The organism is Johnsonella ignava ATCC 51276, assembly GCF_000235445.1.
GTDB classification, from domain to species: Bacteria; Bacillota; Clostridia; order Lachnospirales; family Lachnospiraceae; genus Johnsonella; species Johnsonella ignava.
The window spans coordinates 91121-110518 of record NZ_JH378831.1; the positions used below are offsets into that span (position 1 = coordinate 91121).

Sequence of the window (19398 nt, forward strand, 5' to 3'; positions counted from 1 at the left end):
GAAACTATTTTTCTACCTTATCCTTTGCTATCTCTTTAAATTTCTCCAGAACCTTTTCTCTTGAGCTTCCGAATGTACTTAAATCCTGTTTTATAAGCTTGTCTTTAGGAAGTCCGAGAGATAATCCTTTTACACCCGGTTTTACTATCTGAGCAGTATCTTTACCGTCAAGCTCCGCTATAAGTTCCTGTGCTTCTTTTGTAAGCATAAAGTCAATAAATGCCTTTGCCGCCTCCAAATTATCACTTCCTTTAAATATAGCAGTACCTTCAGGAACCCATGGCAATGCATCTTCAGGATATACTACACTTAATTTATTATCTTCGGCAGCATCAAAAGCAGACTCGTCAACAGGTATTATACCTATACCGAACTCTCCGGCAGTAGTTTTTTCCTGCGGATCTTTACCTCTTTTTCCGTAAAAAGCTATATTTGAATTAAGCTTTTCAATATATTCCCAGCCTTTTTCTTCACCATAAAAATCTAAAAGCCCTTTTATTACTGCGTAATTTGTTCCTGAAATTGAAGGATCGCTCATTATTATCTCGCCCTTATATTTTTCATCTTCAAGATCCTTCCATGTCTTAGGTACGGCAAGTCCCTTTTCTTCAAGGACCGAATCATTAACTAAAAATCCCGCTACAGTAATTCCCTTTGCAACCCATGCGCCATCAGCATCTTTATACTGGTCGGGTATATCCCCGGCATTTGGTGATTTATAAAGTTCAAGCATACCGTCAGCCTTTGCTGCCATAAATGCATCAAGGCCTCCTCCAAACCATACATCAGCCATAGGCTTTCCTTCAGCTTTTGCCCTTGAAAGCACTTCACCGCTTGACATAGACAAAAATTCAACATCAGCACCTGTTTGCTTTTTAAATTCATCAAAAAGTTTTACATACTTATCACTTGTAGCAACTACCTTTAAGGTTGTTCCACTCAAATCTTTTGCCGCCTTGTCTCCTGAGCTTCCTGAATCATTTTTTTCAGAAACTTTTCCGGACTCATCTTTGGAAATGCTGTCAGAACTTTGTTGCACATCCTTTGAGGCTCCGGAACCGTCAGATGATGAACTTGAAGCCGTATTTTGCGAAGAACATGCACAAAGCACAAGACCTGCAAACATGATACCTGCAAATACCTTAAAAAAATTTTTCATAATATAATCCTCCCATAAAATTTTATATACCATATATTTGAATATATGACATAGTATTTTTACTGTATTCTGTGTGTAAAATTTAATACAGTACAGATTATAATACCATACTTTATCATTATATGCACTATGAAAATTTTTTTTGTAATTTGTTTAAAAATAAAAAGTGCCGCCTCAGAAAGAAGTTAATCCTGTCTGAAACAGCACTTCATATAATCCCAAAATGTCGTTCTTACATTATGACGCCTAGCAGGGCTAGGTGGGTGTCCTCAATGTGTTTTCTGCCATCCACTTTATAAGAGGCTCGACATCCAATCACAAAATGCTTGGACCCCGTAGGTCAAAGTGTAGGTTCAAAATTGGTAAGGTTGTCGCACACCCCAGGTATTATATCGTTATTTTTATGAGTAACAACATACAATTTCTTACTCGGCTTGATTATAACTCTAATTTTAACAAATATCAAGGCTTTTTTGTAAACTTTATTACATTTCCGTCCTCTTCACCGCATGTAGCTCATATAGCCATAAGGGATTTTCATCTGACCGGTATATCAAGACAGTAACATCAAAACAGTAACATTTTCCATACAAAAACATTCAACTTTTATATACATTGTAAAAAGTCTTCAGTTTCTTGCGTATTTTTTAAAAAATATACTTCCCTTAAAATAATTATTACTTTCGAAATATTCTTGAAGTTTTTTTGAATTGATAATATATACAAGCCATATCAAATCCCATATTATCAGTGCTATAGCAAGCTCAGGTTTACGATAGAATATCCCCATACTTAAAAAACGGGAAATACCTACCCATATAATCTTTTTTTCAAAATACCTGAGAAAATTATCATTTTTAAAAACCAATGCCCAAATTACATTGCTGCAATAATAAATTTCTATGGTTTTAGATATAAAATACGGAAAGCCTGTATATACCATTAGAATTATCCCACCAATACTTTCATTAAATATATCCGCACCATAAAAAAATATAAAATAAAAGGACTAAAACCTATGCTGATTAATATAATAACAACTATATTATACAGTATAAATATCCAAAGCAATTTTATATCTGATAATTTACTTTCTTTAATTTTTTTAAAAAAACTACTGTCATATGTTATATTTTTTTGTTTTTCTTCCATTAAAAAATTACACCCCTCAAGCTATCCATTTGATAATAATACCAATGATCCATTATTTTTTCTGTATAGTATTCCTTTTCCATTTTGTCGGTGTAACCGTCCCCGCTTGCTATAAGCCGATCTTCATTATCACTTTGCCAGGCTCTGGGTTTATCATTCTCATTATAATAAAATCCGTGTTCTACGGCAATAGTAAAACGTCTCGCTAATACAAATTCTATATATGTATTTTCATTGTCTTCTACATGTATAAGCAATGTATCTATTTTATAATTATAAAACATTTCATCTAATAACTTGTTCTTATATTTTTTATAATACTCATCCGACTCTCTATATCTATCCATAGAGCTTACACTATTAAAAAGGTCTTTGTTATTTATAAGTGCATTTAATTTTTCTTTGTCTTTTATAACATGTTGAATAACATCTTCTTTAGTTTTTATATGATATCTGCCGCTTTCATATATATTGTATCTAATCAGCTGTATTATTAAACAAAACACAAAAAACAGCAGTATTGCACGACCTATATTTAATTTTTTTAATTTCTGATACATTGACTTTATATTATTAGCCTTTCTATAAATTTATTTAAGCAATAGACAAACATCTATCATGTGAAGCGTGATTTGCTGTACTATCGCTTTTATTATTCCAGTATACCACGTTTTAATATTCAATTCTTTATTGAGTTTTTATTTTTGCTTCACGAATGATTTTCCCATCTTTTTCATATAATATTCTCCCCAGCATATTACCGCCCTCTAAATCTTCAACACTATAGAAAAAAAGTGATACTTCCATACCGTCATCCAAAACATATACAGGACGAATATACCCGTAACCTTCCCATTTGTCAGGTTCTCCCAATATAAGTGCTATTTCACTAGCCGGCTTCCCAAGTAATGATTCAAATTTATATCTTGTTCCAGAATTAACTTCATACATATCATGTCTTTTACATAAAAATATTAACATACATAATAATACAATAAATAAACTTAATGATAATATTTTTATATTCTTTCCTTTCAGATATTTATTTTTTGCTGATATAATAAAATCCCAAGTCATATTTATACCCTCTTTTCTTTTAAGCATCAAAAGGCGCTGCCATTACCCCCCCTGCAGGGAAGCAGGGCATAAAAAAACAGCACTATTAAATGCCATTAAAAATGACATAAAAAGTGCTGTGATTCTATTTAAAAAAGCAAAGTTCAACCTGTGCCTGTACAGGTGATTCTTTTTGTACTTTAACACGTTAATTAAAATAGCTTCCTTACCTGTTTTTTCCATCATGTATTCCCTCCTTCTATATAACATGACATGTGTTTTCCCGGCTGTTTTTAATGCCGGTTCAGGTTACGCTTAGACTAACTGGTTTTAACTTGATAGCTGTAAAACTGTGCAAATCATAAAAATATATTAAAATCTATCAGCTATGTATATAGACTTATGGAGTTATGGATTTATGGATTTATGGATTTATGGGCTTATCTAAACATTCATCAACTTATACAGACTTATATCAATATATCTAATTATCTAAATTCACATAAATATATAAATATCCGACTGTTTTGATGAACTGTTAATCCATAAATTTTAGCTGATATTCTTAATATTTTTTTAAGAGTATCACAGAATTTTTACAATGTCAATAGTATTTATAATAATATTAACAATAAAATTTATATTTAAAGCAATATTTCCTATTATAATGTAAGATGCGGATTATCTCCTCAACCAGCCGGAATTTTTAGACAGAGGAATTCAAATTAAAATCCGCTTAATTAAGTAAAAAATCACTCATCACCCTATTGCTTAAATCAATTCCCCTTGGTGTAAGCCTTATATTTGAACCGTCATTTACAAGAAGTCCCAGATCTTTATTTCTCTGTATAGCTTCACCAAATACATTGTAAATATTATAATCAAACCTTGACAGAAATTCCGCCCCTGAGACTCCCTTCATCATCCTCAGTCCTAAAAACATAAATTCACTCATCTCATCCTCAAGTGTAAGTTCCTGTATATCTTGATAAAGCGGTGTAATATCATTTTTAAAATCTATCTTCATATATTTTTTTATATCTTTTTCAACATGAAAACGTCTTTTAAATACATAGCTTGAAGCACCAAGACCCATACCCAGATATTCAGCTCCTGTCCAGTACCCTGTATTATGTATACTCTGAAATCCGGCTCTTGCATAATTACTTATTTCATATCTTTCATACCCGAATCTCTGCAAAAAATCCGCAGTCATCTTATACATTTTTCTCTCATCTGATTCACTTGGCAAGAGTTTCTTTCCCTCCTCTTTAGTATAAATCTCTGCAAATTCGGTTCCCTCCTCTATTATAAGCGAGTATGCGGAAATATGCTCAGGCTTTAACCTAACAACATTTTTTAGCGTAGACTTCCAGCTTTCAAGAGTCTGATACGGAAGTCCGCTCATAAGGTCAATATTTACATTATGAAATCCTGCCTCTCTTACCAACTGGTAGCTTTCAAGAAATTTTTCATATGTATGTATCCTTCCAAGATTTTCAAGTTCTTTATCAACGGTTGACTGTAACCCTAAGCTTATCCTATTTATACCTGACTGTTTAAAATATTCAAGTTTTTGAGCATCCAGCGTTCCCGGATTACATTCTATGCTTATCTCGGCAGAAGCTTCAACAACAAAATTTTCATAAACAGCACTCATCAGATTTGATATATATACACCCGGTAGTATTGACGGAGTACCTCCACCTATAAATACGGTATTGATTTGATAATCAGTATAATTTCCTCCCTGTGCCCTTATCTCATCAACAAGCTTATCTACATAAGCCCTGTATGTGCCGCTGTCTGCCGAAGCTGAAAGAAAATCACAATATCTGCATTTGCTTTCACAAAACGGTATATGTATATATAATTCAAGTTTTTTCTTTTTATCCATAAATCTTATAAAATCCTTAAAATATTAATGTGGCAATATAATTAAAATATAGCCTTAAACCGGCTGTACGGAAGATATAGATATATTATTGTATACATAATATTACAAAACTATATATCCGCCGAATACCCTTATATATGCAGTATTATATACTCCGGCTTCTATTCATCATCTAGTTTAAGCACACTCATAAATGCCTTTTGAGGTATTTCAACACTGCCTATCTGACGCATACGTTTTTTACCTTCCTTCTGTTTTTCAAGAAGCTTCCTCTTTCTTGATATATCACCTCCATAGCATTTGGCAAGCACATCTTTACGAACTGCCTTTACAGTTTCTCTGGCAATTACTTTACCTCCTATAGCAGCCTGTATAGGAATTTCAAATAAATGCCTGGGTATCTCATCCTTAAGCTTTTCACACATCTTTCTGCCTCTTTCATAAGCCGAATCGGCATGAACTATAAAAGACAGTGCATCTACTTCCTCTTTATTAATCAATATATCAAGTTTTTGAAGTTTTGAAGGCTGATATCCTTTTATTTCATAATCAAGTGAGGCATATCCTCTTGAACGGCTTTTTAACGCATCAAAAAAGTCGTATATTATTTCATTTAACGGCAAATCATATTTTAATAAAGCACGATTTTCTTCTATATACTCCATACTTATATATATGCCTCGCCTTTCCTGACACAAATTCATTATTGAACCTACAAATTCCTTTGTAAGCATAATTTCAGCCGAAACTACAGGTTCTTCCATGTGCTCTATCTCAGTAGGTTCAGGCAGGTTTGACGGATTTGTAAGCTCTATCACGCTGCCGTCGGTTTTATAGACCTTGTAAACAACTCCGGGAGCCGTTGTAACAAGATCAAGTTTATATTCCCTCTCAAGTCTTTCCTGTATTATCTCAAGATGTAGCAGACCTAAAAAACCACACCTGAAACCGAAACCCAGTGCAAGTGAGGTCTCAGGCTCATAAAATAACGAAGCATCATTAAGCTGAAGTTTTTCAAGCGCATCTCTTAAATCATTATACTTTGCACCATCAGCAGGATAAAGACCGCAATAAACCATAGGAGTTACTTTTTTATATCCGGGGAGTGCTTTTTCACATGGATTGTCCGCATCAGTTATAGTATCACCGACTCTTGTATCCTTAACATTTTTTATACTTGCAGTTATATATCCTACCATTCCTGGAGACAGTTCATCACATTGTATAAACCTGCCGGCTCCAAAATATCCGACTTCTACCACTTCATAATAAGCCTTTGTAGCCATCATAAGAATATTACTGCCTTTCTTTACAGTACCTTCCCTTATTCGCACAAAAACTATAACTCCCCTGTATGAATCATAAAGTGAATCAAATATAAGTGCCTGCAGCGGATTATCTCTATTTCCCTTAGGAGCAGGAACCTTTTTAACTATCGCCTCAAGAACATCCTCTATGTTTATACCCATCTTTGCCGATATTCTGGGGGCATCAGAGGCTTCTATACCTATAATATCTTCTATCTCGGCAATTACATGCTCTGGGTCCGCACTAGGAAGGTCCACTTTGTTTATAACTGGTATTACTTCAAGATTATTATCAATTGCAAGATATACATTTGCAAGTGTCTGTGCCTCTATTCCCTGTGCTGCATCAACCACAAGTACCGCTCCATCACATGCTGCAAGAGAGCGTGATACCTCATAATTAAAATCTACATGCCCCGGGGTATCAATAAGATTAAATATATATTCATTCCCATCCCTTGCCGTATAAACAGTCCTTACCGCCTGACTCTTTATAGTAATGCCTCTCTCTCTCTCAAGCTCCATATTATCAAGAACTTGAGACTGCATCTCTCTATTTGTTAAAAGTCCCGTCATCTCTATAATTCTGTCGGCAAGCGTTGACTTACCATGATCTATGTGTGCTATTATACTAAAATTTCGGATTCTATCCTGTTCAAACATGTGAAATCTCCTTGGCTTAATTTTTATATTATCTTTTTCTCAGCCGACATACATTATAACATAAAATAGTATAAAAGCCTAAATTATTCATAAAGTGAATACAGAGGTAGAAGTAAGACATTAAATACTACTAATATAATATAGCTGCATATAAGAGCATACAAATGTCTAAAAATATATACGATAATAAAATAACACCTCCAATTTAATATACATTATTATAAAAATATTTTATAATAGTCAAAATCAGCAGTTATTTTTATAATTACATACTGTTATACTGCATACTATTATACTGCTGTTTTTTTAATTTTTATAATCTTTATATTTTTAGGGAAGGAGCTTATATGAGTAAAAATCTATGCGGAAAAAGTTTATTGACTCTGCTTGATTTAAGCAGTGATGATATTAGATATCTGCTTGAACTGGCAGTCAACTTCAAAAATCTTAAAAGAACAAAAACTCCACATCGCTATCTTGAAGGAAAAAATATTGTCCTTATATTTGAAAAAACTTCTACAAGAACCCGATGTTCATTTGAAGTTGCCGGTATGGATCTTGGACTTGGCGTTACATATCTTGAGTCTTCAGGTTCTCAGATTGGAAAAAAAGAAAGTATAAAGGATACCGCAAGAGTATTAGGTAGAATATATGATGGTATAGAATACCGGGGATATGAACAAAAAACAGTTGAAATCCTTGCACAATATTCAGGAATTCCTGTATGGAATGGATTGACAGATCGCTTTCATCCTACACAAATGCTCGCAGATCTCATGACCATAGAGGAAAAGTTCGGACATTTAAAAAATTTAAATCTTACTTTTATGGGTGATGCGAGGAATAATATAGGTAATTCACTTATGATTGCCTGTGCAAAAACGGGAATCAACTTTATTGCCTGTGCTCCTAAAAAATTATGGCCTGAGGAAGATCTTATAAAACAGGCATACGAAATTGCTAAAAAAAGCGGCTGCAGTATAAATTTTACTGAAGATGTAAAAAAAGCTGCTTCAGGCTCTGATATAATATATACAGATATATGGGTATCTATGGGAGAACCTCAAAATATATGGGAAGAAAAAATCAATTTACTCAAACCTTATCAGGTTAATGCGGATGTAATGTCAAAAGCAAAAAAGGATGCCGTCTTTATGCACTGTCTTCCAGCTTTTCATGATTTAAATACCGCAATAGCATCTGAAATATATAGAAAATTCGGTCTAAAAGAGATGGAAGTCTCAGATGAAGTATTTGAAAGCAGCCAGTCCATAGTCTTTGATGAGGCTGAAAACAGGATGCATACTGTCAAAGCGGTGATTTATTCTACATTATGTTAAAAAACATTATCAACATACCTGTATAAATAACTCATTGACAAACTCTGCATTATATCCTAAAATAGTAGCCGTGTTTGTACCGGATTGTTCTATATCAGTACTCCGGTCATGTATTTAAGTCAGGATTCGTGCCTATCTGCCCGACCTGCATAAATATAACGCTACAATATACAGTAATTGCCGTATAGAAAATTTTAAAACACAATACGCTGTTATACAGCTTTACGTTTTACATTTTCCACACTTTCCCGATATACGACAGATTCCTGTATCAGCTTATATATTTACACCGTCTTAAAACGGCAAGGATTTTAATTAATATTTTGGAGGTATAAATTGGCTAACATTAAGTCTGCTAAAAAAAGAATCAAAGTTAACGAAATGAGGGCTGCAAGAAATAAAGCCATCAGGTCAAAAGTAAAAACTGCTATAAAGAAAGTTGATGCCGCAGTGCTTTCCGGAGACAAAGATACTGCAAGAAAGGTATTTAACGAAGCTGAAGTTATAATAGGACAGGCAGCAGGCAAAGGAGTATATCATAAAAATAATTCTGCAAGAAAAATTTCAAGGCTTGCTAAGGCAGTAAATTCATTAGGTTAGGTTCTGCCTATTAACCGGAACATAAAAAATCAATCAGGAGGCTAATCATAAATGATTAGCCTCCTGATTGATTTTATTAAACATATTTATCAGCGCTTTATAACATCAACTACAACAAGTTCAGGTCTGTTAAATATCCTGGGTATATTGGGTGGAGACTCAAGACTGAGCCCTCTGCTTATAACCATGACTCCTCTTTCAAACTTATGTACTCCTGCCGTATATTTCGGAAGTATACCCTGGTCAGGTGCAAAAATACCCTGCCCTATAATAGGTATTCTCCACTGACCTCCATGTGCATGCCCACAAAATACTATATCATGCGGGACTGTATTATAGTCATCATATCTTTCAGGGCGGTGTGCCATAAAGAGGGTTAAATTTGTATCATCGGTATTCTGTAAAGTTTTAAGCTCTGCTTTATATCTTCTTTTTCCGGCATCAGGATCATCAATGCCTATTATCTTTACATCATTTCCATTTAAATTGATGGTATCTTCTTCACCTTCAAGTATCTTTACTCCGTACTGCCTTATTCTTTCTTTTATATCATCAATATCTCCGGTCCATGCCTCATGATTCCCTGAAACGTAGTATGTTTTATGCTTTTTTGCAATACCCTCAACAATCTTATACCCTCGTTCACGTGGAAGCCAGTCGTCTATGATATCTCCGCTTAAAAGCACTACATCCGGATTCTGTTTATCAATAAGATCCAAAAGCTCATGCTGACCTTCTTTATAATAGCTGCTGTGTGTATCTGTAACCAAAACTATTCTTACAGGATTTTCTACTTTATCTGATTTTATCTTATATACAGTAACCTGTAATCTCATACTGCATGCAATAAAATAAAACCATAAAACTAAAAGCAATATCACTATAAGCCGTCTTCTTTTACTGCTTGCACTCCTAAAATAAGTTTTTGCAATGCATTTTTTTATTAAAAGCACTTTTATATCCTCCTTAACACATTTTTGTACATGCCTTTAAATATGCATTGTTATTATAAAATCATAGTCCGTTACTGTAAAGTGATTTTTTCTAAAATCTTTAATTTCCTTATTTTGCCTTAATATTAATATCAGCGATTATCATTATCATCCTTTTTTGAATCACTGCCTGTATCAATGCTTTTAGCTTTTTTCACAAGGAGCTTAAATTCATCCTTGCTGTCATCACTTTCTTTAATATTTCCTATAAGTTCAAGCACATTATCATAACTTGAGCTTCCTGCATATTCAGATCTTCTTAAAAGCATCCCAAACTCGGCAACTCCTGAAGCAAACGACATATTATCGGACATCCTGTCATTTACCGAATCTTTTTTAATCGGATATTCAAGAAGTGAGCTTGTATCCTCATCAGGCTTTTTATATCTTATATTAACAGTTAAAAGTTCATCACTTACACTGCTTTTTGAAGAATCTTTTTTCTTATCTCCATATTTCAAATCCTTTCCTACTTCCATAGGTGAATCTATAGGGACTATCTCATATAATACGGTTACCGTATGACCTGAACCTATCTCTCCTCCGTCCTTTTTATCATTGTCAAAGTCTTCAGATTCCATAACACGATTTTCATATCCTATAAGTCTATATCCTTTTATATTTTCAGGATTAAATTCAACCTGAAATTTAGTATCCTTTGCAACTACATGGCATGTACCTCCAAGCTCGGACACAAGCACCTTTCTTGCCTCATATATTGAATCAATATATGAGTAGTTGCCGTTTCCATTATCAGCAAGTGCCTGCATCTTATTATCCTTTATATTTCCTTCTCCAAATCCAAGCACTGAAAGGAATATACCGCTCTCCTTTTTTTTACTTATAAGCCTTGTCAGTTCTCCCTCACTTGTGATGCCTACATTCAGATCGCCGTCAGTTGCAAGTATAACCCTGTTATTCCCGCCTTCTATAAAATTCTTTTCTGCTATATCATAGGCGGTTTCAATACCTTTTGAACCTGCCGTAGAGCCTCCGGCATTAAGATCTTCTATAGCCGCATTTATAATATCCTTATCTTTTCCGTCAGCCCCTTTAAGCACAACCTTATCACCTGAGGCATATGTTACTATCGATATCTTATCACCCTTTTTTAGCTGATTTGTCAAAAGCAAAAACGCCTTTTTAACAAGCGGAAGCTTATCCGGAGCATCCATAGATCCTGATACATCAATTAAAAATACAAGATTTGAAGGCTTTGCCTCAGACATATCAACTTCCTCAGCACGCAGACCTATAAGCATAAGCTGTGTATCTTTGTTCCACGGACAGTCGGAAATCTCGGTAGTAACCGAAAAAGGTTCTTCTTTTTTTGGCTGCGGGTAATCATAATTAAAATAATTCAGCATCTCCTCTATCCTAACGGCATCGGGTTCAGGCAAAACTCCTTCATTTATTTTTTTTCTCATAAGTGAATATGATGCGGTATCCACATCAGCTGCAAAAGTTGACAGTGGATTTGAAATCGTTGATGTAAAGCCGCTTTCTTTGATAACTGAATATTCTTCAGTATTATAATCTTCCGAAGGAGCATAATAGGGATTTGCCAAACCTACATTCATCTCCGGCTTTGCTGCTTCTTTATCTGTCTTTTTTGTATTTTTTCTCTCTCCGGAACCGTCCTCTTTCGTCTCCATGCCTTTACTATTCGTACCTGAGTCTTGGCTGCTCAAGGTAGTATCATCCGCTTTTTTTGAAGCACAGCCTGCAACTGTCGATAAACAAAGACATACTAAAAGAAGCAATGCACTTACTTTTTTAAATAAATAGCTCATACAATTTTTTTTAAGTTCTTTTTTCATAATTTCTCTCCTCATATAACAATTTATAGACAATAAAATTGTCTTCGCAAAATATTTTCAAAACATTTTACGGCATATATATGCATCTATTATTATACAATAAATTTTCTTAAAAAAATCAGATATATTAAAAACTAAAAATGATTTAAAAATGAATTAAACAATTTTTCATAAAAAATAAATATTATAATTTAAAATATATCCTCTAAAATATTATTGTACTGCAATCATAAGTTCTACTGCAAGCCTGTCAGGTATATCTCCGGTTTTCATACTTTCCTCAATCTCAATACATCTTTTTAGATATTTTTCAAGCTCTGCCGTTTCAAACCCCTTTGCCTGCTTTTTAAGTTTTAATACCAGAAACTGAGGTATCTGAAATACTTTTGCGACTTTATCTATATCGCCGCCCTCATTAAGAGCCTCTTTTATTATTAAAAGCCAGTTAAATTGTCTCACAATCAGGGGAAATATTTTCCTGGGTTCTTCTTTAAGTGCAAGCAGGTCTTTATAAAGACCCATCGTCTCATTTATACGTTTTGAAGCCAGTGCTTCAATCATCTTAAAAACCCTTCCTTCTATATTTATCGTAACTATATTTTCTATATCACTGCGTTTTATCACCTCTTCATCTCCTATATAGGCTGTCAGTTTTTCAAGTTCATTTTTTATTCTTTCCATATCACTGCCTGTATAATTTAAAAATAAGTCCATATCTGAGACTGTAATTTTTTTTCCGTTTTTTGCAAGTATTCCTGCTGCCCATTTTTTCAATGAAACTGCATCAAGACTGTTAAGCTCTGCAATATAGCCTGCATCCGCTGCTTTTTTATAAAGTCTGCCTCTCTTATCAACTTCCCTGTCAATAAAAACTACTACACTGCTCTGCGGAATTTTTGTAATAAATTCAACCAGTTTATCCGGTGAAGACTTAAACCAACCGGTATCTTCCGCAATTATACATCTTTTATCTGCCATAAATGGAACTGTATTAACTGCATCTATAAATCTGTCGATATCAGTATGTTTACCCTCAAAATATTCATAATTAAACTCATTATCACCTGACAATGTCTTTTTAAATGTCTCTTTATAGCTTTTTAATAAATAATTTTCATCTCCATAAAGCAGATAAAGGCTTTTAAAATTTCCTGATTGTATATCTGAATTTAAATTTTTCAAAACCATACCTTTCATCTATTATTATAATTTTCAATTTATTACATTGTTTATATAATATCGGTCAAATAACTTTTCCGTCATTATATCACCTATATCATATATATCAAATCATTTTGCAGCTTCAATCCGCCTGTCTAATCATCAGCGTATTTTAAAAATGTTGAAATATCAGCCCTGTTTTTATAGATTCTAACTTCAATCTCTCCGCACAGGGCTGTTTCGTATGTTCTTACATTGTACTTTTTAAGTATATAAACAACCTCTTTATGAGGATGCCCATATCTGTTTCCTGCTCCATATGAAAGTATTCCTACCTGCGGATTTAGAAGGTTTATAAACTCCTCTCCCGAAGCGGTAAATGAACCGTGATGCCCTACTTTAAGCAAAGTAATATTATTTATCATATCACAGATTTTCTCATCTGACATTATCTTTTCTTCCGACAGCTTTCCGGCATCTCCGGTAAATAATGCTTTAAATGAGCCTTCATTATATAAAAGCACTATACTCTGCTCATTTGTATCTGAAATACCGCAGTCGGTCTGTGGTGATATGCATAAAAATCCACCTACCCTGTCTCCTCTTGAAATATATGAAATTTCAATCTTTCTTCCGGCTGCCGCCTGTCTTATACGATCATATTTCGGATCATTTAATGCCGGATACGGCAGATATATATGCTCTATACTTATCTCGTTATCTTCTTCAAGCAGATAAAGTATGCCGCTTGTATGATCTATATCGGCATGCGTTATAAATACCCTTTCAATACTTTTAACTGCCATGCATTGTAAAAAAGGTTTAAGTGTATATTTTCCAAATTCTTTATTAGTGGTACTCCCTGAATCTATCAATATATCCTCTTTACCGATCTTTATATAGATCCCGTCCCCCTGACCTACATCAATAAAATGTATCTCAGTATGAAATGACGGTATTTTAAATAATATTGCAGGAAGAATTATTATAAGACCTGTAAATAATATAAATCGGATTTTTATACCGCTTTCTTTAAGCTTAATCCTTATTTTATCATATAAGCGGATTATAAATATACTTTCATATCTTATAATATACGGGATTTTATTTTTAAAAGGTATATTTTCTTTATTTTTTTTAATCCTGTCCGGGATTTTATACAGAATTATATAAAGCCAGCAGCAAAACAGTATATAATATATTACTATCTGAAAAACTGACGGTCTGCCTGTAAGTACACTGCAGCACGGAAGCTTTGAAAACCAGGTACAGAGCTTTGTATAAAATAATATTATACATTCAGGTATATATCTTATAATTAAAGCTAAAGGTTTACATACTATATATACAATCAGAGCTGTTAATGAAGTACATAAAAATATACTCATAAGAGGTATTGCGATAAGATTTATTATAAATCCGTATAATGGAAATGAATAGAAAAAATATGTGATTAAGGGAAGTGTGGAAAGTTGTATAAGGATGCCAAAAACCAAAGCGTAAAGAAATTTATTTTTTATATTATATTTTTTTATCACCGGAGTTGAAACCATACCTATTGAAAACACTGCTGAAAATGACAGTAAAAAGCCTGCCTGAAAAAGGCTGTAAGGAGAGTACATAAGTATACAGAATCCGGCTATACCCGCCGCTGAATCAAGGTCATAGGTTCTTCCCAGTATCTCAGCTATAAACGCCGTAAGCATCATAATCACCGCTCTTACTACGCTTAAAGGACTGCCTGTAAGCATACTGTATACTACAAGTATAGTTCCTGCCGTAGCGGCACAGGTTATAAACTTAAGTTTTATTTTTTTTCTTAAAAACATATAGACCGCCATGCCGAATATACCTACATGAAGTCCGCTTACCGCAAGCAGATGTGCTATGCCGTTTTTTTGGTACAGTCTATACCTGTCCTCATCAAGCAAACTTTTGTCTCCAAATACAGCAGCCGCACAAAATCCGGATGTATCCTTGTTAAACACTTCAGACAGTCTATTTACACAAAATCTTCTTACTGAATATGTATACTGTAAAATCCTGTTATAACCGCTGTCAATAATTTCCATCCTGTCTGCCGTTAGAATAAACCTTATACCTAATGCTCTGTAATACATGTATGAGTCAAATTCTCCGGGATTTGAAGCATGCTGTATATATTTTACTTTTCCCGTTACTCTTATTTTATTTCCTATCTTTAAATCTTTAGCATCATAGACATCGGCATGTATTATAATACAGCCCATTGTAATCTTTAATTTATCGCCCTTTAAATCTATGTTGTCAATTGTACCGTTTATAACAAACGAACCGGCATAAGAACTTTTATTTTTTACATGGTCTTCAATATGTTTAACATATTCTCCGTTTAAATATATATAATTTTCAATATTTATCCTTAAGACGGAAAATATAAATACCACGGAAAGTATTATAATAAAATTTGAGTTATATTTTAATTTAAAATAATTCAGAAATTTAAATTTATATATACTATGTATTGACGAATTTGCATTATATTTTTTATAGCATAAAAAATATATCAAAAACAGCAGCAGTATAATACACACTGCACCCCCGGCAATTGCCGATTTTAAACCGCACAGCTCTCCAAGCACGCATACGGCTAAAATAAACACCCAGGGTCTTTTCATTTTTATAATTTCCTTTATATTTTATTTGTATTATTTATCTGACTGATTTATACCTTAAAATTATTTTTTAAATTTATATTTTAAATCCGTTCTTTTAGTTTATTTGATTGATTCCTTTAATCCTCACTGTTTTTTATATAGTCAAGATTCATTTCAAATGCCGTATTTAAATTTACAGTATCTCTAAGAACAACATCCTGCCTGCCGTTTACGGTTATCTGCACCCTGTTTACATTAGGCAGTTCACAAAGAGTATTTACTATTGAATATATACTTACATAAACATCTTCTCCCGGTATTATTTCCAAAAATCCCGAGTCAAAATTTACATAACATATATTGTCATTTACTGAAACTCCAAGCAGCTTTGTGTTTTCAGGAACTGTCGACTTAAGCCCTGACATCTTGGTTCCCTGCATAAGCTGTTCAAGCACAAGCCTTTCAACAGCAGTATTTGAATTATATCTGACTCCCCTTTTCAAAGGTACAAGCTTTTTTCCATCCTCATCTGAAAAATATAAAAGTATCTCTATTTCTTCATATGAATTTATATCCGAGATACCTTCTACAAAATCATTAGCCGATATAAGCCCTATCGGATTGCCGTTTGTGTCGGTCATCTGCCTTTCACCGGAATTAATACTTATAAAGTCTATGCCCTCTATCTGAGTAAGCGTTTTTGTAAGTGCAGCTCTGCAAAGTATCTCCCTTGAAGGTTTCATAAGTGCATAATTTGAATCAAAATCAAGGTAGAGCACATTTCCTTCAAGTCTGCAGCCCTTATAGGTAACCTTATTATCAAGTATACGTCCCGCTTCAACATCTCTGGGAACATCTATAAGTCTACCCATAAGCTCCTGTGCAAGTGCAGCTGCTTCTGTTTGGGCAGGAGTATATACTGCCGGAGCAAGTGCATAAGACGAGGTATTAAAATAATATATATAATACTGTCCCGGAGCAAGTTCTGACGTTTTTTTCTGAATATTGCATGAAGATATAAAAATTAAAGGCAGTACAAACATTGTAAAAATGCAGATTAAAGCAAAATGTTTTTTTTGAAAATCACCATTTAATATCATTTTATATAATTAAGCGGTATTCTTACAGTAAATACCGTGCCTTCCCCCTCCCCATCGCTTACTTTTATTATACCTTTATGTCTCATAATTATTCCTTTTGTAATTGAAAGCCCAAGTCCGGTGCCGCCTGTTTCTCTTGATCTTGCCTTATCTATGCGGTAAAACCTTTCAAATATACTTTCCCTGAATTCTTCATCTATACCTACACCTGAGTCTATTACCTTTATATAAAAAAATTTATGATCAGCATCAAGTGTAACTCTGACCCAGCCTCCCTCTTTATTATACTTTATTGCATTTTCAACAAGATTGTTAAGCGCAAGTGAGAGCTTTGTCTCATCAACCTCAGCCTTTACCTCCCTTGCGGTTTCAAGTATTATATCTATCCTTCTAAGTGCAGCGATAGGCTTAAGCCTTTTAAGAGTCTGTTTTATAAGCAGATTTATATCAGTCTGTTCAATATTTAGTCTTACTGCCATTTTATCAAGCCTTACAAGTGCAAGCAGATCATCTATTATCTTTGATTCACGATCAACCTCACCTGATATATCATTCATAAATTCCTTATACAATTCTATAGGAGCTTCCTCCATCGACATAATAGAATCTGCAAGTACACGCATTGAAGTAATCGGAGTTTTAAGTTCATGAGAAACATTTGCTACAAAATCTTCTCTGGACTGATCGACCGCTTTAAGTTTTGCAAGGGTTGAATTAATAGTTGAAGAAATCTCCTTTGTTATAGTATAGGTATTTTCATTTACTTTATCATCAAGATCACCCGCGGAAATCCTTGCAAGCGACTTGCCGAGCCTTACAAACGGTCTTACGATAATATTTACTATGATTATAGATACCATCAGAAATATAGGTATGGCAGCACTAAACAATGCATCGGTTTTTGACCTTGTATCTTTTAAAATATTCGTAATGCTTTCAGTTGAAGCCGTTACAAGCATAACACCGTCAATTTTATTTTCTTCAGTAGGTGAATATATAGGGAAAGTCTGCACTATAAAATTTTTTTCACTATTATATTTATTTGAACTTTCTCCGTCAAAACATTTTATAATCTCCTCTGCCACATTAATTTTGCCTGCTGCAAGATTAAATGTGTCCTTTACTATCCTGAAATCACTGTTTGTAACAACTATCCTCCCATTATATATTCTTGCAAAATCGTCTATTTCATTGTCAACAGCTTCATTTTTTTCTTTTTCTTCATTATTGAGGTACAGACTTTTACTTATCTTATTTGCAAGAATAAGACCGTTTCCTTGAAGTTCTATGCGCCTTGCATCCACCGCACTCTGTATAAAAGTACCTGTAAGCAGCAGCATTTGTGCTATCGCAGGTACTATGGTTATTATCATAAAAATGAAAATCAAAAGAAGTCTTAGATGTATAGGCGGAAATTTAAATTTTTTATCTGCATTTTCTTTCATTAGTTTTTATACTTTTACTAATTTCTATATTTTTAACTGATTGATTTTTTAAAAATTTTATCTTACATTTAAAGTACTGTGGGGATTTTATATTTGATGTCTTTTTGCAGCTGCAAGTGCAAGTGTACCGGGACCTACATGTGTACAAATTGAAAGTGAAAGCTCCTGTATCTTTATATCCATATTTTCAGGTTTAATACTGAAAAATTCATATACCTCATCTCTGAATTTCACAGCAGCATCATATTCATTGGCATGTGCTATATAAATATCTGTTTTTTCAATATCAACATCTGAAAATCTTTCAGCAAGATCTTTTTCCAGTGCATTAAGCATCACATTTTTAGCCTGTTTCATAGTTCTAACCTTAGCAAATGCATCAAGCTTATCACCTTGTATAGTCAGTACAGGCTTTATTTTTAAAAGAGTACCCAGCGCCGCAGCGGCAGGTGTGATCCTGCCCCCTTTTTTAAGATATTTAAGAGTCTCCACAGTAAGGTAAATCACTGAATCGGATGCTTCTTTCTCAAGAATTTGAGTAATTGCAATAGGATCCGTACCGTTATCCGCAAGCCTTTTAGCCTCAAGAACCGAAGCATACTGAGTAACTGAAATCCTTTTATTATCAACAACATAAACTCTTGATTTATATTTATCTCCATCTGCAAGCATCCATGCGGTTTCATATGTTCCGGAAAGCCCTGAAGACATAGGTATATATACAAGGGTATCATTCTCCTTTAATATTTCATCCCAGAAATCACATAGCTGACCTGGAGAAGGCTGTGAAGTCCGTATATCCTCACCTGCCTCCATAGCGGCAAAAAAATCTCTGCTACTTAAATTCACTCCTTCAAGAAAATCTTTTTCTGATATCGAAAAAGGCATCGGAAGCAGGTAAATTCCCAGTTTAATGCACTCCTCTTTATTAAGTCCGCTGTTTGTATCTGTCGCAACTGCAGTTTTCACGCTGTTTTTAGCCTCTCTTCTTATTTTTTCCAAATGTATACACAGTCTTATTTAAAAATTTTTAAAGATTCTTATTTTAAGAATCTGTCTTTTTATATTAA

General features: G+C 33.8%; 16 protein-coding genes and 1 other RNA gene. 2 read left to right on the plus strand and 15 right to left on the minus strand.

Going from position 1 to position 19398, the window contains the following annotated elements:
- Positions 1-4 precede the first annotated feature (4 nt).
- The 8 genes from HMPREF9333_RS04875 to lepA form a co-directional block, all read right to left on the minus strand.
- On the minus strand, positions 5-1159 hold the full coding sequence (locus HMPREF9333_RS04875) for an ABC transporter substrate-binding protein (protein WP_005540255.1): 1155 nt from the start codon (positions 1157-1159) through the stop codon (positions 5-7).
- A 211-nt stretch (positions 1160-1370) separates the two neighbouring features.
- A non-coding RNA gene (gene ssrS, locus HMPREF9333_RS12530) (6S RNA) lies at positions 1371-1549 on the minus strand.
- Between the two features lie 238 nt (positions 1550-1787).
- Positions 1788-2102: a hypothetical protein gene (locus tag HMPREF9333_RS04880; RefSeq protein ID WP_005540256.1), complete on the minus strand. Its 315-nt coding sequence runs from the start codon at positions 2100-2102 to the stop codon at positions 1788-1790.
- A 208-nt stretch (positions 2103-2310) separates the two neighbouring features.
- Positions 2311-2871, minus strand: a complete 561-nt coding sequence (locus HMPREF9333_RS04890; RefSeq protein ID WP_005540259.1) for a hypothetical protein — start codon at positions 2869-2871, stop codon at positions 2311-2313.
- A gap of 127 nt (positions 2872-2998) precedes the next feature.
- Complete coding sequence (locus tag HMPREF9333_RS04895; protein ID WP_156797277.1) at positions 2999-3388, minus strand: hypothetical protein; 390 nt, start codon at positions 3386-3388, stop codon at positions 2999-3001.
- A 42-nt stretch (positions 3389-3430) separates the two neighbouring features.
- Entirely contained in the window at positions 3431-3613 is a 183-nt protein-coding gene (locus tag HMPREF9333_RS04900) for a hypothetical protein (protein ID WP_040882305.1), read from the minus strand.
- Between the two features lie 490 nt (positions 3614-4103).
- A complete protein-coding gene (hemW, locus tag HMPREF9333_RS04905) occupies positions 4104-5264 on the minus strand; it encodes a radical SAM family heme chaperone HemW (protein WP_005540263.1) in 1161 nt (386 codons plus the stop codon).
- A 161-nt stretch (positions 5265-5425) separates the two neighbouring features.
- Complete coding sequence (lepA, locus tag HMPREF9333_RS04910) at positions 5426-7234, minus strand: translation elongation factor 4 (RefSeq protein WP_005540266.1); 1809 nt, start codon at positions 7232-7234, stop codon at positions 5426-5428.
- Positions 7235-7581: 347 nt separating this feature from the next.
- Here lepA and argF point away from each other — a divergent pair, with 347 nt between their 5' ends.
- On the plus strand, positions 7582-8574 hold the full coding sequence (gene argF / locus HMPREF9333_RS04915; protein WP_005540268.1) for an ornithine carbamoyltransferase: 993 nt from the start codon (positions 7582-7584) through the stop codon (positions 8572-8574).
- A gap of 336 nt (positions 8575-8910) precedes the next feature.
- Positions 8911-9174, plus strand: coding sequence for a 30S ribosomal protein S20 (gene rpsT / locus HMPREF9333_RS04920; RefSeq protein WP_005540270.1), 264 nt, complete (start codon positions 8911-8913; stop codon positions 9172-9174).
- An 89-nt stretch (positions 9175-9263) separates the two neighbouring features.
- On the opposite strand, the gene HMPREF9333_RS04925 is transcribed toward rpsT, so the two are convergent.
- The 7 genes from HMPREF9333_RS04925 to HMPREF9333_RS04955 all read right to left on the minus strand — a co-directional run bounded on the left by HMPREF9333_RS04925 (position 9264) and on the right by HMPREF9333_RS04955 (position 19297).
- Positions 9264-10127 (minus strand): metallophosphoesterase, encoded by an 864-nt coding sequence (locus tag HMPREF9333_RS04925; protein WP_005540271.1) that lies wholly within the window; start codon positions 10125-10127, stop codon positions 9264-9266.
- 131 nt (positions 10128-10258) lie between these two features.
- Positions 10259-11986, minus strand: a complete 1728-nt coding sequence (locus tag HMPREF9333_RS04930) for a vWA domain-containing protein (RefSeq protein ID WP_005540273.1) — start codon at positions 11984-11986, stop codon at positions 10259-10261.
- A 213-nt stretch (positions 11987-12199) separates the two neighbouring features.
- Positions 12200-13168: a DNA polymerase III subunit delta gene (gene holA, locus HMPREF9333_RS04935; RefSeq protein ID WP_040882307.1), complete on the minus strand. Its 969-nt coding sequence runs from the start codon at positions 13166-13168 to the stop codon at positions 12200-12202.
- A gap of 134 nt (positions 13169-13302) precedes the next feature.
- Positions 13303-15804: a DNA internalization-related competence protein ComEC/Rec2 gene (locus tag HMPREF9333_RS12190; RefSeq protein WP_050798104.1), complete on the minus strand. Its 2502-nt coding sequence runs from the start codon at positions 15802-15804 to the stop codon at positions 13303-13305.
- Between the two features lie 116 nt (positions 15805-15920).
- Positions 15921-16826, minus strand: a complete 906-nt coding sequence (locus HMPREF9333_RS04945) for a GerMN domain-containing protein (protein WP_005540279.1) — start codon at positions 16824-16826, stop codon at positions 15921-15923.
- Between the two features lie 53 nt (positions 16827-16879).
- The gene (locus HMPREF9333_RS04950) at positions 16880-18328 is read right to left on the minus strand and encodes a sensor histidine kinase (RefSeq protein WP_005540281.1); all 1449 of its coding nucleotides are present in this window, start codon (positions 18326-18328) and stop codon (positions 16880-16882) included.
- Between the two features lie 87 nt (positions 18329-18415).
- Positions 18416-19297, minus strand: a complete 882-nt coding sequence (locus HMPREF9333_RS04955) for a DegV family protein (protein WP_005540282.1) — start codon at positions 19295-19297, stop codon at positions 18416-18418.
- Positions 19298-19398: the final 101 nt, after the last annotated feature.